This window comes from Sorangium sp. So ce375 (genome assembly GCF_051473855.1).
GTDB lineage: Bacteria > Myxococcota_A > Polyangia > Polyangiales > Polyangiaceae > Sorangium.
In genome coordinates this window covers 10,672,072-10,687,018 of sequence record NZ_CP150335.1, presented here as the reverse complement: position 1 = coordinate 10,687,018, position 14,947 = coordinate 10,672,072, and the positions used below count along the sequence as shown (strand labels likewise).

Genomic DNA, 14,947 nt, shown 5'->3' with positions numbered 1-14,947 from the left:
GTCGCGAGATCCGAGAAAAGCCGAGCGGCGCTTGGTCGACGCGCCGCGGCGCTTTGCAGCGCCGGATCGGCGTGGTACTGCCGTCGGCTGGAAGGGCACGATGGCGCAGGATCCGAAGATCACTCCCACTCAGGTCAAGGCGCCGCACGGAGCGCGGGTGATGGAGATCCACTGGGCCGATGGCCACCGCGGCGTCCTTCCGCACGAGATCCTGCGCGGCTACTGCCCGTGCGCGAACTGCCAGGGGCACGGCGGCACGATCAACTTCGTGCCCGGCGGCGACCTGAACGTCCGCGAGATCGAGCAGGTCGGCAACTACGCGCTCCAGTTCACGTGGGGCGATCGGCACGACTCGGGCATCTACACCTTCCGGTACCTGCGCTCGCTCTGCCAGTGCGACGAGTGCAAGCCGCAGTTCCAACCCCCTCGCTCCAAGTGACAGCCTCCCGCCGCGCTCCCAAGCCTCAAGCTGCTCCGACGGCGCGCGCCGAGCGGCAGCTCGATCCGTTCCAGATCGTCGACTCGGCGTTCGTCGCCGGCGCGGGCTCGCTCGCGTCGCTCCCCCCGCCCGTCAGCGCGGAGGTGGCGTTCGCGGGGCGCTCGAACGTCGGCAAGTCGAGCCTCATCAACACGCTCGTCGAGCGCAAAGGGCTCGTCCGGACGAGCTCGAACCCCGGCTCGACGCGGCAGATCAACCTCTATGAGGCGCGGGCGCGCGACGGCGCGGTGTTCCAGCTCGTGGATCTGCCGGGGTACGGCTTCAACCGGCGCTCGAAGTCCGAGCAAGCGATGTGGGCGTCGCTGATCGAGGGGTACCTGCGCGGGCGCGTCACGCTCGCCGCGGTGCTGCTCCTTGTCGACGCGCGGCGCGGCCTCGAGGAGGACGATCTCGAGCTCATCCGCTTCATCGAGGCGTCCCGCGACGTCGCGCGGCGGCCTGTGGAGCTCCTCCTCGTCGCGACGAAGATCGACAAGGTGCAGCGCTCGTCCGTCCGGCGCGCGCTGGACCAGCTGTCCTCAGCGGCCCCGCGCACGGCGGGCGGCGCCCTCCGCCGCGCGGTCGGCTTCTCGTCGATCACCGGCGAGGGCAGGCGGGATCTGTGGCTCGCGATCCGGCGCGTGACGCTGCTCGGCAGCGCCGCCGCGTCGCCGAGCAGCGGCGCGGCGCGCGAGGACGACGCCAAGCAGACGACCGACGGGTGACCTCGCGGCGGTGCGAGACGCGCGCAGGAGCTGCGCGTCTCGCCGTGGAACAGGGCCGATGGAAGTATTGACCCGCCCTGTGGCCCTCCATTAACGTGCGGCTCCTCCGGTTCCGCGGGGGAGTCACAAGGGCCGACTGTCACGCTGGCTCGCCGCGTTTGCAGAGCAAAACGCGCGCGCCGGCTCACGTTCTCACCGGCTGCCCCTACGATGCCCGACTACTCCGGCCAGGTCACGCACGTCCACACGTCGCTGACGCCGCTCTGGTGGATTCCGCTCCTGCCGCTGCTCGGCGCGCTGGTGAACGCGCTGTTCGGCCGCGCGCTGCAGCGGAGCGCGTTCGGTCGCGAGGTGTCGAAGCGGCTCCACATCGGGAGCTCCGGCGTCACGCTCGTCGCCGTGGGCGCCATGCTGGGCGCCTTTGCTCTCGGGCTCGCGAGCTTCGTCCAGCTCGTCGGGCTCGCGCCGGGGGAACGCGCGCTCTACAGCTTTGCCTGGCAGATGGTCCGCATCGGATCGCTCGACGCGAACTTCGCGTTCGTGATGGATCCGCTGAGCTGCCTCATGACGCTGATCATCACCGGCGTCGGCACGCTCATCCATGTCTATGCCGCCTCGTACATGGAGGCGGAGCCGGCGTACTGGCGATTCTTTACCTACCTGAACCTCTTCGTCTTCTCGATGTTGCTCCTCGTCCTCGGGGACAACTTCATCGTGATGTTCTTCGGCTGGGAGGGCGTCGGCCTCTGCAGCTATCTGCTCATCGGATTCTGGTACAAGGACTACAAGAAGGCCTCTGCCGGCATGAAGGCCTTCGTCGTGAACCGGGTCGGCGACTGGGGCTTCGTGTGCGGCCTAGCGCTCCTCTTCTGGGGCCTCGGCGCCAAATGGCTCGACGACGGCCGGTTCCTCTCCGATTACCGTGCGCGCTTCGTCGCGGTGGCCGCGGAGGCGCACGGCGAACACGGAGCCGCTACCACCGATGCGCGCGACGGCGCCGGAGCCAAGGCGGGCGAGCGCAGGGCGCAGCCGCTCGCCGGGGCGAAGGGAACTCTGACCTTCACCGGTCATCCCGGCGCGCGCGTGTACCTCGGTATCGCCGACGCCGCGCAGCTCGCCTCGCGCCCGCAGCCGTTCGGCGTGTCCCCCTTTGTCCGCAAGGAGATCGACGCCGGGGCGCACTCCGTGGTGATCGTGCCGGGCGACGGCGCCGTGATCGGCGGCGATGGCGTCGAGATCGCCGCGATCGAGCGGGTGCGCGTCGAGCCGGGCAAGGAGGTCGTTGTGGCGACCGTGGGCTCGACGGTCACGTTCCGCGAGATCCACGACCAGCTCGTGATCAAGGACGCGAGCGGCAAGGCGTTCCTCAAGGATGGTCTCGAGTCGAAGACGGTGTGGGGCGTCGCGCTGGTCACGCTGGCCTGCCTCTTCCTCTTCGTCGGCGCGGCCGGCAAGAGCGCCCAGATACCGCTGTACGTCTGGCTGCCCGACGCGATGGCCGGTCCGACCCCCGTCTCCGCGCTGATCCACGCCGCCACCATGGTCACGGCCGGCGTTTACATGGTCGCGCGCCTCAGCTTCCTGTTCTCGCTGAGCCCGGTCGCGAGCGGGGTGATCGCGCTGATCGGGGCCTCGACGGCGCTCCTCGCGGCCACGATCGGCTTCTTCCAGTACGACATCAAGAAGGTGCTCGCCTACAGCACGGTGAGCCAGCTCGGCTTCATGTTCATCGGGGTCGGCGTCGGCGCGTACTGGGCCGCCGTGTTCCACCTGATGACGCACGCCTTCTTCAAGGCTTGCCTGTTCCTCGGCTCCGGCTCGGTGATCCACGGGATGCACGCCGTGGAGCACGACGAGGCCGCGGCCCAGGACATGCGCAACATGGGCGGGCTCCGCCGCGTCATGCCGCTCACGGCGCGGACGTACCAGGCGGCGTGTCTCGCCATCACCGCCGCGCCTATCCCGTTCTTCGCCGGCTTCTGGTCCAAGGACGAGATCCTCTGGAAGGCGTTCGGCACCGAGAACACCGGCCCGATCCCGGGGCTGCTCATCTACGGAATGGGCCTCGCGGCGGCGCTCGGCACCTCGTTCTACATGTGGCGGAGCTACTTCCTGACGTTCGAGGGGCCCCACGCCCGCAAGGAGATCGCGACCCAGGTCCACGAGTCGCCGCCGGCGATCACCTGGGTGCTCGCGGTGCTGGCGGTCCTGTCGGCGTGCGCGGGCGCGGTGTTCGGCTTCTCCAGCCACTTCGTCGGCGGCCACGGCGAGCCCCTGCTGGAGGCGTGGCTCCATCCGGTGTTCGCCCACGCGGAGGTCTCGTTCCGGCGCCACGGGCTTGGGCTCGAGCTCGCGCTGATGGCGCTCTCCGTCGGCGGCGCGATCGTCGCCTTCTCGCTCGCCCGCGCCCGCTACGGCGCGCGTCGCTCCCCGCGCTGGGCCGAAGAGGAGCGGCGGCTCCCGGGCTTCCAGCTCCTCTCGAGCAAGTACTACGTCGACGAGATCTACGACGCGACCGTGGTGCGCGCCGCCCTCTCGCTGCGCCTCGTCTTCGCCGAGATGGACCGCTGGATCGTCGATGGCATCGTCAACGGCGTCGCGGTCCTGGCCCGGGCCGCCGCCTGGGTCACCGGCGCCATCGACAGGTACCTCGTCGACGGCGTCGTGAACCTCGTCGCCGAGGGCACGCTGAGCGCCGGGGCGAAGCTCCGCTCCCTCCAGACGGGGCGCATCCAGAGCTACGTCTATTTCCTCCTGGGCGGCGTCGCCTTGTTCAGCATCGTTCATTACTTCCTGCGGTGAACGGCCGATGTCGAACCTCTCCATCCTCAGCATGCGTCTCGGATTCGCCCTCGCGAGATCGGCCAGGTCCACCTCGATGAAGCTCCTGATTTCCCTCCTGGCCGCGCTCTGCGTCGTGCTCGGGGCAGCGCCGCCGGCGCCGGCGCAGACCCTCGATGCGCCGAGGGCGCTCGGGCCGCGCGGCCAGATCGCGCTCCGCGCGGAGCCGCCCGGCGCGCCGGTCGAGCTCGCCGCGAGCGGGCCGGACCACGTCGGCTCGTTCACGATCGAGAACCGCGGCGACGGCCCGCTGAAGGTGACGCGGGTGATCGTGCGCTCGTCCCCCGAGGACCCGCGCGTCCCGCCGGGCGTGAGCGCGGAGCTCGAGGGCGGCGGCAGCTCGGCGACCCTCCCGCCGGGCGCGAGCCGGAAGGTCGTCGTGCGGTGGAAGACCGCTGGCGTGCGCGCGCGCGAGCTCTACGGGCACGTCGTCGTCGAGTCGGACGCGGTCGCGGCCGGCGCGGCCGGCGCGCTGGAGGTAGCGCGGACCCTCGCGATGGGCATCCACGCCGAGCGCGGGAGCGGTTTCGTCGGCGACCACATCCTCTCGATCATGACGTTCTTGCCGCTGCTCGGCGTGGTCGCGATCTTCCTTGCGCACCTCCTGCGTTACAAGGACGACAGGAAGCTACGGCTGATGACCGTCGTGCTGATGGGCGTGAACCTCGTCCTCGCGGCGTGGCTCTACGCCCAGTTCGACCGGGGCTTCACCAGGGCCGACGGGAACGACGGATACCAGTTCATCGAGCACGGCGTGTGGATCCGCTCGCTGAGCGTCGAGTACTTCGTCGGCGTCGACGGCGTGTCGATCTCGATGGTCCTGCTGACGGCGCTGATCTCGTTCGTGGGCGCCCTCGCGAGCTACAGCGTCAAGGACCAGCTCAAGGGCTACTTCGCCATGTACAACCTGCTCGTCACAGGGATGTTCGGCGTCTTCATCGCGCTCGACCTGTTCCTCTTCTTCGTCTTCTGGGAGGTGATGCTCCTGCCGATGTATTTCCTCATCGGCATCTGGGGCGGACCGCGGCGCGAGTACGCGGCGATCAAGTTCTTCCTCTACACGCTGGCCGGCAGCGTCTTCATGCTGCTCGCGTTCATCTGGTTCTACCTGAACGCCGGCCACACCTACCTGGTCGACGGCCAGGCCACCGAGCGCATCTTCTCGATCCCGGAGCTCTCGCGGGTCGCGTGGACCGCGCAGGGGCTCACGATCCTCGGCGTCGCCGCGGTGAAGGTGGTCTGGATCTGGCTCTTCATCGGGTTCGCCATCAAGATCCCGATGTTCCCGTTCCACACCTGGCTGCCGGACGCCCACGTGGAGGCGCCCACGGCGATCAGCGTGATCCTCGCCGGGGTGCTCCTCAAGATGGGCACTTACGGCATCCTCCGCATCAACTTCACCCTGCTGCCCGATGCGACGCAGTGGGCCGCGCCGGCCATGGCGGCGTTCGGGGTGGTCAACATCCTCTACGGCGCCTTCTGCGCCATGGCGCAGAGCGATCTGAAGAAGCTCGTCGCCTACTCCTCCGTCAGCCACATGGGCTTCACGCTGCTGGCGCTCGGTGCGATGACGCCGCAGGGCATCCAGGCGTGCCTCGTCCAGATGTTCAACCACGGCCTCATCACGGCGATGCTCTTCACGCTGGTCGGCGTCGTCTATGACCGCGTGCACACGCGCGACATCGACAGGTTCGGCGGCCTCGCCTCGGAGATGCCCCTCTACACGGCGCTCGTCGGCTTCGCGTTCATGGCGTCGCTCGGCCTGCCCGGCCTTTCCGGCTTCTGGGGGGAAGCGATGACGTTCATCGGCGCCTTCCCGCGCTACCGCGCCCTCACGATCCTCGCCGCCATCGGCGTGATCCTCACCGCGGCCTACCACCTCTGGGCGCTCCAGCGGATGTTCCTCGGCACGTTCCGCGCGTCGTGGCGGCAGAGCAAGTACCTCGAGCCGTTCGGCGGGAAGTTCCCGGAGATCAGCGGGCGAGAGCTGGCGTCGATCGCGCCGCTCGCGGCGCTCGTCCTCCTCCTCGGCTTCTGGCCGCGCCCGCTGCTCAGCCTCATCGACCGCGGGGCCCTCGAGGTGCACCGCCTCGTGGACAGGCCGGGGCAGTCCCAGATCGCCGGCGCGTCCGGCGCGGGCGGCGCCGCGTTCGCCCGCGCGGGCGGCCCGGAGGAGGGCGCCTCGCCGAGCCAGGGCGCGCTCGCCAGCGCCAGGTAAGCCGTGGAACCCCGCACCCTCGACAACGTCGCGAGCCTCGCCTACTTCGCGCCGGAGCTCGGCCTCATCGCCGCCGCCCTGCTGCTCGTCGTGTGGGATCTCGCGTCGCCGGCGCGCCTCAAGCTCGCTGGCCTCGTGATCATCAGCCTCGCTGCGCTCGCCTGGTCAGGCGGGCTGGGCGCGTACTTCCTGGCGACGGACGCCGGCCCTCACGGGCTCTTCTACGGCCTGCTCGCGTTCGATCGCTTCTCGAACCTCTTCCGCGTGATCTTCGCGCTCGTCACAGGGGCGATCGTCCTCTTCTCGGTGCCCCCTCGGGCGCCGGGGATCGAGCCCGAGCTCCGCCGCGACTCGGGCGAGCTCTTCACGCTGATCCTCGTGCTCTCGCTGGGCATGAACCTGATGGCGGCGAGCCGCCACCTGCTGCTCATCTACCTGTCGCTCGAGCTCGTCAGCATCATCAGCTTCGTGCTGGCGGGCTTCAAGATCAACGACGCGAAATCGAGCGAGGCGGCGCTCAAGTACGTCATCTTCGGCGGCGTAGCGTCGGGGATCATGCTCTACGGGATGAGCTGGATCTTCGGCATCACCGCGTCGATGCGGCTCGACGAGTGCGCGGCGCGGATCGCCGCGCTCACGGCGCAGCAGGGCAAGGTGCCGGAGGTCGTGTTCGTCGGCACGGCCTGCATGCTCGCGGGCTTCGGTTACAAGATCAGCGCCGTCCCCTTCCACATGTGGACGCCGGACGTGTACGAGGGCGCGCCGACGCCGGTGACCGCGTTCCTCTCGGTCGGGCCGAAGGCGGCCGGCTTCGCGGTGCTGATCCGCTTCTTCTCGGACGCGCTCGGCGTCGGCAGCGTGTTGCCCGCCGTGGCGACGCCGTGGCCGGTGCTCGCCGGGTGCCTCGCGATGGCGACCATGACCGTCGGCAACCTGTCGGCGCTCGAGCAGGAGAACGTGAAGCGGATGCTCGCCTACTCGAGCATCGCGCACGCGGGGTACATGCTGCTCGGCTTCTCCGTGTTCAGCGACGCCGGCGTCGCCGCGATCGCGTTCTACATCGTCACCTACTGCTTCATGAACCTCGGCGCGTTCATGGTGGTGATGGCCGTGGCCGAGGAGAGCGGCGGAGACGAGACGTTCGCCGCCTTCCGTGGGCTCGGGCGCCGCGCCCCGCTCGTCGCCGCGGCGATGGCCGTGTTCCTGGTCTCGCTCACCGGTCTGCCCCCGATGGCCGGCTTCGTCGGCAAATTCTACCTCTTCTCGGCGCTGCTCGCCGCCGGGGGCGCGTGGAGCTGGTTTATCGCGGTCGTCGGCGTGCTGAACAGCGTGATCTCGCTGTTCTATTACGCGCGCCTCCTCCGCGTGATGTACCTGGAGAAGAGCGAGCGCACCGAGCCCACCCCCGTGCGGCCGCTGCTCGGCGCGACGACGTGCGCGCTCGCGATTCCGACCCTGCTGCTCGGGGTCTACTGGGGGCCCGTTTACGATTTCGTGGCGAGCTCGGTGGCGATCCTGCGCTGAGCGGTAACGGAACGGTACCTGAACGGTACCTGAACGGTAACCGCCGTCGCCCCGTCCGGCGCGCGCAGGACCGAACGCGGCGGTATCGATCCCCCTGCGATCCTTGCTAGTGTGCGCGCGCTTGGCCACCACGCAGGACACGAGCTCTCCAGAGGAACGTTTCGCGCGGGGGGTACGCCTGGCCCCGGGCGGCCTGGACATCGGCGGCAAGCTGGTCCCGCTGTACGCCGGCAGCGTGCACTACTGGCGGCTCGACCCGCCGCACTGGCGCGCCTGCCTCGAGGCCACGCGCTCGCTCGGCGTTCACCTGATCGACATCTATGTGCCCTGGGCCGTCCACGAGACCGGTCCGGGCCAGTTCGATTTCGGCCGGATCGATCCGCGCCGCGATGTCGGCGCCTTTCTGCGCCTCGCGCACGAGCTCGGCTTTTACGTCATCGCCCGGCCGGGCCCGCACATCAACGCGGAGCTCACCTGCTTCGGCATCCCCGAGCGCATCATCTGGGACCCGAGCTGTCAGGCCCGCTCGGCGCGGAACAACCCGGTCGTGCTCCCGATGTTGCCGTACGGGTTCCCGGTCCCGAGCTACGCGAGCAACGCATTCCACGATGAGGTCGCCCGCTATTTCAACGCGCTCGCCCCGGTCCTCAAGCCGCACCTCTATCCGGACGGGCCCATCGTGCTCTTGCAGATCGACAACGAGGGCGCGCTCTACTTCCGCGACGGGGCGTACGACCAGGATTACCACCCGGACGCGATCTCCCTTTATCGCGACTTCTTGCGCGAGAAATACCGGACGATCGAGGCGCTCCAGCGCGCTTATGCGAAGAGGGCGGAGCCCGCGCCGGAGGGCGCGGTGGCCGAGGACGCCGGCGCGGCGCTCCTGCGGGTGGCCCGGGAGCGCGCGCAGGTCGAGGAGGGCGACCTGCGGTTCGCCACCATCACGCCGCCGGTCGCGTTCGACGCCGAGGAGCCGGCCGATCTCGCGCGCCACCTCGACTGGAGCGAGTTCCACGAGCACCTCCTCGAGGTCGCCATGGGGCGCTTCGCGAGGGCGCTCTCCGAGGCGGGCATCGGCGGCTTGCCCACGATGCACAACTTCCCGATGGGACAGGACGCGACGCCGCTCAACCCTGCTCGCGTCTCGCGCGTCGTCGACCTCGTCGGCCTCGACTACTACAGCGTCGCGAGCCCGAGCAGCCGGCAGATCATCGCCCGCCGGACGAGCGAGCTCGCCGTGCGCTGCGAGGCGCTCTCGCTGCCGCCCTTCGCGTGCGAGATGGGCGCCGGCTTCCCGCCGTTCTTCCCGCCGCTCGAGGAGCGCGACAGCGTGTTCGTGATGATGGCCGCGCTCGCCTACGGGCTGCGCGGGTACAACATCTACATGGCGGTCGAGCGCGACCGCTGGATCGGCGCGCCGATCGATCCGCGCGGCCGTCCTCGCCCCTTCGCCGCCTTCTGGCGGAAGCTCGCCGCGGCCCTCGAGGCCACGAGGTTCCACGAGCTCCGCCGCCCGGCGCCGGTGCGCATCGTCACGCCGCGCACGGAGCGCCGGCTCTCCCGCGTGATGCACGCCTTCGGCCCGCTCACCGGGGCGTTCTTCTCGATCCTGAACTTCGGCGCGCGCGATCGCTGCCTCGAGGACGACCTCGGGCTCGGTTACCCGCTCGCGGTGGAGTCCGACACCTTCGTGCGCGCGTTCGAGGAGGCGCTCGACGCGCGCGGCGTCCCCTACGCCCACGTCGGCGGCGAGGATCGCGACATCTCGCTCGCCGGGGCGCGCTGGGTCATCTGCGCCACCTCGGGCGGCCTGAGCCCGGAGCTCTTCGCGTGGCTCGAGGCGACGTCTGCGCAGGGGACGCTGATCACGCTCGGCCCCCGCGAGCCCACCTTCGACGGCGCCTTCCGCCCGCTGCCGCGGCCCTACGACCTGAAGCGGCTCCTCGCCCCCGGCCAGAACCTGCCGGCGCTCCTCCAGGACGACCCCGCCGCGGCCGATTCTGCGGTGTCGCGCGCCATCGACGCGCTCGGCCTGCCGACCTTCGCGTGTGATCCCGACAGCGTGTTCGCCACGCTGCACGAGGACGCGGCGGGCACGCCGCGGGTGCTCTTCCTGCTGAACCCTGGCGACGCGGACGTGGTGGCGCGTGTCACCGTGAGCGCGCTGCGCGCGCGCGACGTACTCGACGACGCGCACTTCGAGGCGCGGCGCGGGGCGCTCGAGGTGCGGCTCACGCCTCGCTCCGTGCGGATGCTCGCGCTGGAGTAGCCCCGTCGCCGCGGCGCCGCGGCGTCGCGCGCCGCGCGGCGGCGGTCCGCGAGGCTCGGTATCTCCGCGCGTCCGCCCGCTCTTCTCCTGAGCCGGCGTGCCTCTCGGTCAGCGGTCGAACCGGAGCGAGTTGCCGTCCGCGTCGCGGAAGCGGCCCATGCCGATCATGAGCATGTCGATCAGCGACCAGATGCCGAGCCCGCCGCACGTCAACAGCTTTGCGATGCCGAGCCCGGTCTGTCCGAGATAAAAGCGATCTGCGCCAAAGTAGCCGAGGAAATACGAGAGCAAGAAGAGCGTGGACTGGCTCTTGGTCGGGTGACCGACGGGCGCGTCGCGCCTGAGCACGAGCCCCTGGGCATCTCGCATCGAGCCGGTGCCGATCAGGATCATGTCGATGAGGCTCCAGAAGCCGAGGCCACCGCACGTGACCAGCTTCAGGAGCCCGAGCCCTGTCTGGCCCAGGTAGAAGCGGTCGACGCCGAAGATCCCGAGAAACGCGGCGAGCAAGAAGGCTGTCGCCTGGTCCTTGTCGGAATAGGCCTGCACCGGGGCGCCGTGAGGCGGTCCGCCGCCGTGAGCCGGCGGCGGGCCCCAGCCGCCTCCAGGCGGCGCGCCGTAACCGCCGGGGGGCGCGCCGTAGCCGCCGGGGGGCGCGCCGTAGCCGCCAGGGGGCGCGCCCCATCCTGCGCCTGGCGGCGGGTATCCGCCGCCCGGTGGATATTCCCCACCCGGCGGCGGGTATCCGCCCGCCGAGGAGCCACCCGGCGGTGGATATCCGCCCGCCGAGGACGCGCCGCCGCTGCCCGGCGCGACGCCCTGGCCGCCGGGCGGGCTCGACCCCCAGCCGCCATTTCCCCAGCCGCCGCCTCCGGGCGGAACCCCGCCCCCGCTCGTGCTCATCGTTGTTCCCTCCAGCTGATGCGGTGGTGGAGGCCGTCGTGCGCCTCCGCGGTCGTCAGCCGAGCCTGACTGTATCCCGGAACCACGGCGCTGCGCTCGCGCAACGAGGAAATCACTGGTGTATGCCGGAGGCCGACCCTACCTTGGGCGCGCCACGGGCCGCTGAGCGCGGCGCGAGGAGCGAGCGCAACCGGCGATGCAGCAAGAGACCCAGTCCGATCGATGGCTGTCGTTCGCCCTCCGGGGGGCGCTCATCGCGCTGTTCTTCTGGATGGTGAAGGGGCTGCTCGTCCCCGTCCTGCTCGGCGGGCTGGTCGCGCTCCTCGTCTCCCCGCTCCAGCGCCGCCTCTCGCCTCGACTCGGCCGCTTCCGCCAGCTCGCGCCCGCGATCTCGACGGCGAGCGTGATCATCCTCGTGTGCATCCCGCTCGCGGTGATCATCATCGAGGCGTCCGCCTCGATAAGCCGCTTCTTCGCGCGGGACTGGTCGAACACGATCGAGCGGGTCCAAGGCCTCCTGAACGACGGGAGGATCACGGGGCTCCTCAACAGGGCGGGCCTGTCCGGGGACGATGTCCGCACGTACGTGGGCAACCTGTTCCAGCGGGTGGGCAGCTCCATCGCGGGCTTCGCAGGGGGCATGGTCGCCGCGGTGCCGCAGACGATCGTCGACGCCTTCCTGTTCATCGTGGCGCTCTACTACCTGCTCCGCGACGGGGGCATGCTGCTGCGCTGGTTGCTGACGCAGTCGCCGTTCAGGAACGAGGAGACGGACGTCCTCTTCGCGTCGATCCAGGACACGGTGCACGGCGCCGTCCTCGGGCTGCTCGCGACGGCGGCCGTCCAGGGGACGCTGACGACGGTCGCGCTCTTCGCCTGCAAGGTGCCGGGCGCGTTCCTGTTCGGCCTCCTGGCCACGCTGCTCTCGCTCGTCCCCATGATCGGGACCACGCCGGTCACGCTGGGGGCGGCCATCTACCTGTTCGTCATCGGGCGCATCGGCGCGGGCATCGGCATGTGCGCCGCGGCGGTCGTCGTCGGGCTCTCGGACAACGTGATCCGGCCGTGGGTCCAGAGCTCGCACGGCGGGATGCACCCGCTCATCGCGCTGCTCGCCATCTTCGGCGGGCTCGAGCTGTTCGGCGCGGCAGGGATCTTCATCGGCCCGGTCGTCGCCGCGATCGTCCTCTGGGCGGTCAACACGCGCGGGAGCGTTTCCGGTTCGGGCCTCCCGCTCGGCCCGCACTCGTCGCGGCCGCCGGCCTCGCTCGGGTCGCCGACGTCGCGACCGCCGCCGCCGGCCTCGCGTCCGCCGCCGGGCTCGCGACCGCCGGTGTGAGGCGACGGCGCGCCGGCGCTGTATGAAGGGCGCGGGTCGCTCCCGCGAGCGAGGCGCTCACGGCGACAGGCCGTAGCCGCGGGCGAGGGTGAGGGACAAGAGGTTGCACGCCGCGTGGAACACGAGCGGCGCTCCGATGCCGCCCGTGCGCGCCCGCAGCCACCCGAAGAGGAGCGCGGGGAAGAAGACGGCGAGCCGGGCCGGGTGCTGGATCGTGAGCACGTGGCCGAGCGCGAAGATCGCCGACGAGAGGAGCCACGCCGGGCCGAGCGTCGCGCCGGCGACGCGGAGGCGCGGCGGGAAGACGCGGTCGAGGGCGCTCTGGAGGTAGCCGCGGAAGAACGCCTCCTCTGGCAGCGCGACCACGAGCAGCTGCGCGGCGATCTCGTCGGCGAGCGAGGGCGGCGGGCGCAGCACGAACGGCGAGGTCGCGCCCCAGTAGCGCCGGTAGCCCAGCCAGAACAGCGGGAAGACGATCGCGGCGACCAGCGTCGCCCAGGCGACGGCGTGGAGCGCGGCGCGGACGAGGCGCCTCGGGGACAGCGGCACGGGCTCCAGGAGTCCACCGAGCGACAGGCCGTGGGCGCGGATCGTCGACTCGTCGTACCTCAGCACGAGCCAGAACGTCGCCGCGAAGAACGTGAGGCCGACGAGCGTACCGGCGTAGCTCTTCGGCGCCGCGGCGGACACCGCGGTCACGGCGGCGGTCGTGATGGCGGCGGCGGCGAGCGCGCGCGCGGCGGTCGGCTCGGGCGGCCGCGGGCGCTCGCGCTCGCCGACGCTCGCGCGTGCGGCGTCCGCGTCCGCCGGCGCGCCGGGCGTCTCATCGCCGGCACGTGGGTGGGCGTCGCGGCTCGGTTCGATGGGGGTGGGCGGTTGCAAGGCGTGTTCGTCGCGGAGGGTCGTGCGCGGGGCGGGGGCGTGCGCGAGGATCGCGGCGACCAGGCGTCGCGGCCGCGCGCGCTCAGCCTAGCCGCGACCATGTCCCTCCGCGATGGTCAGCAGCGGCGGCGCGATTCGGGGGCTGCACACGGGTCCAGCCACCGCCCATTTTCTAGCCTTCCAGCCAGGTCACGTTAGAGTGCGGCCGCTGTGGCGTTTTCCCGATTTCACTGTCTTCTGAAGCCGCTGGCCTGCGCGCTGCTCGCGTCCGTCGCGACGCTCGGTCCGGCGCCCGCGTCGGCCGCGTCGCCGTTCCTCACGATGCCGGAGGCGGGCGTCGCCGAGGCGTCCCCGGCGTACCGCTACGCCAACATGACGAACGAAGAGGCGCTGGCGGAGCTGGATCGTCGGAAGATCTTGTACCTCAAGGTCGATCACGCGCCCGGGGTGCGGGCTCCGATCCGGCTCACGGGTCGGCTGAACGGCGTGCACTTTCATTCGGTGCTCCCGCCTGAGCAGCGCGTGACGAGCATGTTCGAGATCCTGGACGCGCGCCTCGCGCTCGCCCTCGACGATTTCGCGGCCGTGCTCTCGCGGCACGATATCGACGAGGTCGTCCATTACACGATGTATCGACCCAACGTGCCGATGCGCGGTCGCGAGGGCGTGGACGACGAAGGAGAGCACGGGCACCCGGCAGCCCAGGCAAAGGCCGCTGACGGCGCGGTGCAACGAGCAGAGGCCGCGGACGGCGCTGCCCGCGAGGAATCGACGGGGCAGGCCTCGCCGGTCGATGCCGCGCCGCCGGTGGAGCTCGGCAAAAAGGGTGCGCTCGACGGGACGTCGAAGGCACCTGAGGAGCGCCCGCGACGTCTGAAGGAGAAGGGTGCGGGGGAGGCCGGGCCGAAGGAGAAGGCCGCAGCTGGGACCGAGCCGAAGGCGAGGGCCGCAGCGGAGTCTGGGCCGAAGAAGAAGGCCGCAGCGGAGTCCGGGCCGAAGGAGAAGGCCGCAGCGGAGGCCGGGCCGAAGGAGAAGGGTGCGGCGGAGCCTGCGCCGAAGGCGAGGGCCGCAGCGGAAGCCGGGCCGAAGGAGAAGGCCGCAGCGGAGGCCGGGCCGAAGGCGAGGGCCGCAGCGGAGGCCGGGCCGAAGGAGAAGGCCGCAGCGGGGGCTGATGGAAGCGCCGCTTCGAGGGCTCCTGGTCAACGGACGCGGACGATCGCGGCGCGCAGCGGGTCGGCCAAGGCCGCCGGCAAGGTCGGAGCGCGCCGCGCCGCCCGGCGCAAATCCGTGGGGGCGTCCCGGGCCACGGCGTCTCCGGCCAAGCATCGCGGCGACGTCGCGCTGCGCAGCGACGCGGGGCAGAAGCCGCGCGGCACCTGGGCTCCGCCCGGCACGCGGCACCCCGCCGGCCTGGCCATCGACGTCGGTGCGCTCAAGAAGCGCGACGGCACCTGGATCAGCGTCGCGCGCCACTTCCACGGTCGCATCGGAGACAAGACCTGCGGTGAGGGGGTGCCCCAGCCCGAGCTCCCCGAGGCGCGCGAGCTCCGGTCCATCGTGTGCGAAGCGGCGGATCTCGGGATTTTTACATATGTGCTGACGCCCAATTTCAATGCGGCGCACGTCGACCATTATCATATGGAGATCAAGCCGGGCGTCCGGTGGTTCCTCTATCACTGAGCGAGACGCACGCCCCCTGTACAGCCCTGAACAGCTTGCAGCGCGCCATACTGCACATCCGTTGATTGCGCATTTTTGATGATCTGAG

10 protein-coding genes are annotated in these 14,947 nt (G+C 70.8%); 8 read left to right on the top strand and 2 right to left on the bottom strand.

The features are described from left to right. Nucleotides 1-100 precede the first annotated feature (100 nt). From WME90_RS39990 to WME90_RS39965, 6 genes are all read left to right on the top strand, one after another. The gene (locus tag WME90_RS39990) at nt 101-439 is read left to right on the top strand and encodes a gamma-butyrobetaine hydroxylase-like domain-containing protein (RefSeq protein ID WP_437277338.1); all 339 of its coding nucleotides are present in this window, start codon (nt 101-103) and stop codon (nt 437-439) included. After that, nucleotides 436-1,203: a ribosome biogenesis GTP-binding protein YihA/YsxC gene (gene yihA, locus WME90_RS39985; protein ID WP_437277337.1), complete on the top strand. Its 768-nt coding sequence runs from the start codon at nt 436-438 to the stop codon at nt 1,201-1,203. Before WME90_RS39990 ends, yihA begins: the two co-directional genes overlap by 4 nt. A 210-nt stretch (nt 1,204-1,413) precedes the next feature. Further along, the gene (locus WME90_RS39980) at nt 1,414-4,005 is read left to right on the top strand and encodes an NADH-quinone oxidoreductase subunit L (protein ID WP_437277336.1); all 2,592 of its coding nucleotides are present in this window, start codon (nt 1,414-1,416) and stop codon (nt 4,003-4,005) included. Between the two features lie 7 nt (nt 4,006-4,012). After that, the gene (locus WME90_RS39975; RefSeq protein ID WP_437277335.1) at nt 4,013-6,262 is read left to right on the top strand and encodes a complex I subunit 4 family protein; all 2,250 of its coding nucleotides are present in this window, start codon (nt 4,013-4,015) and stop codon (nt 6,260-6,262) included. 3 nt (nt 6,263-6,265) lie between these two features. After that, nucleotides 6,266-7,786, top strand: coding sequence for an NADH-quinone oxidoreductase subunit N (locus WME90_RS39970; RefSeq protein WP_437277334.1), 1,521 nt, complete (start codon nt 6,266-6,268; stop codon nt 7,784-7,786). A 121-nt stretch (nt 7,787-7,907) separates the two neighbouring features. Further along, nucleotides 7,908-10,055 carry a beta-galactosidase gene (locus tag WME90_RS39965; RefSeq protein WP_437277333.1) on the top strand — a complete coding sequence of 716 codons (2,148 nt, stop codon included), beginning with the start codon at nt 7,908-7,910 and terminating at the stop codon, nt 10,053-10,055. Between the two features lie 108 nt (nt 10,056-10,163). Here WME90_RS39965 and WME90_RS39960 read toward each other — a convergent pair whose 3' ends face one another. Beyond that, nucleotides 10,164-10,958 carry a TM2 domain-containing protein gene (locus tag WME90_RS39960; protein WP_437277332.1) on the bottom strand — a complete coding sequence of 265 codons (795 nt, stop codon included), beginning with the start codon at nt 10,956-10,958 and terminating at the stop codon, nt 10,164-10,166. A 196-nt stretch (nt 10,959-11,154) separates the two neighbouring features. On the opposite strand from WME90_RS39960, the gene WME90_RS39955 reads away from it, so the two are divergent. After that, the gene (locus tag WME90_RS39955) at nt 11,155-12,297 is read left to right on the top strand and encodes an AI-2E family transporter (protein ID WP_437277331.1); all 1,143 of its coding nucleotides are present in this window, start codon (nt 11,155-11,157) and stop codon (nt 12,295-12,297) included. Between the two features lie 57 nt (nt 12,298-12,354). Here the strand turns inward: WME90_RS39955 and mrtC are convergent, their stop codons facing one another. Next, nucleotides 12,355-13,179, bottom strand: coding sequence for a myxosortase MrtC (gene mrtC / locus WME90_RS39950; protein WP_437277330.1), 825 nt, complete (start codon nt 13,177-13,179; stop codon nt 12,355-12,357). Between the two features lie 210 nt (nt 13,180-13,389). Here mrtC and WME90_RS39945 point away from each other — a divergent pair, with 210 nt between their 5' ends. Beyond that, complete coding sequence (locus WME90_RS39945; protein WP_437277329.1) at nt 13,390-14,859, top strand: extensin family protein; 1,470 nt, start codon at nt 13,390-13,392, stop codon at nt 14,857-14,859. Nucleotides 14,860-14,947: the final 88 nt, after the last annotated feature.

Excerpts from the sequence above, each read along its gene's own strand:
- WME90_RS39990 (WP_437277338.1), top strand. The coding sequence starts at position 101 with ATGGCGCAGGATCCGAAGATCACTCCCACTCAGGTCAAGGCGCCGCAC.
- WME90_RS39955 (WP_437277331.1), top strand. The coding sequence starts at position 11,155 with ATGCAGCAAGAGACCCAGTCCGATCGATGGCTGTCGTTCGCCCTCCGG.
- WME90_RS39960 (WP_437277332.1), bottom strand. The coding sequence starts at position 10,958 with ATGAGCACGAGCGGGGGCGGGGTTCCGCCCGGAGGCGGCGGCTGGGGA.
- WME90_RS39975 (WP_437277335.1), top strand. The coding sequence starts at position 4,013 with ATGTCGAACCTCTCCATCCTCAGCATGCGTCTCGGATTCGCCCTCGCG.
- WME90_RS39980 (WP_437277336.1), top strand. The coding sequence starts at position 1,414 with ATGCCCGACTACTCCGGCCAGGTCACGCACGTCCACACGTCGCTGACG.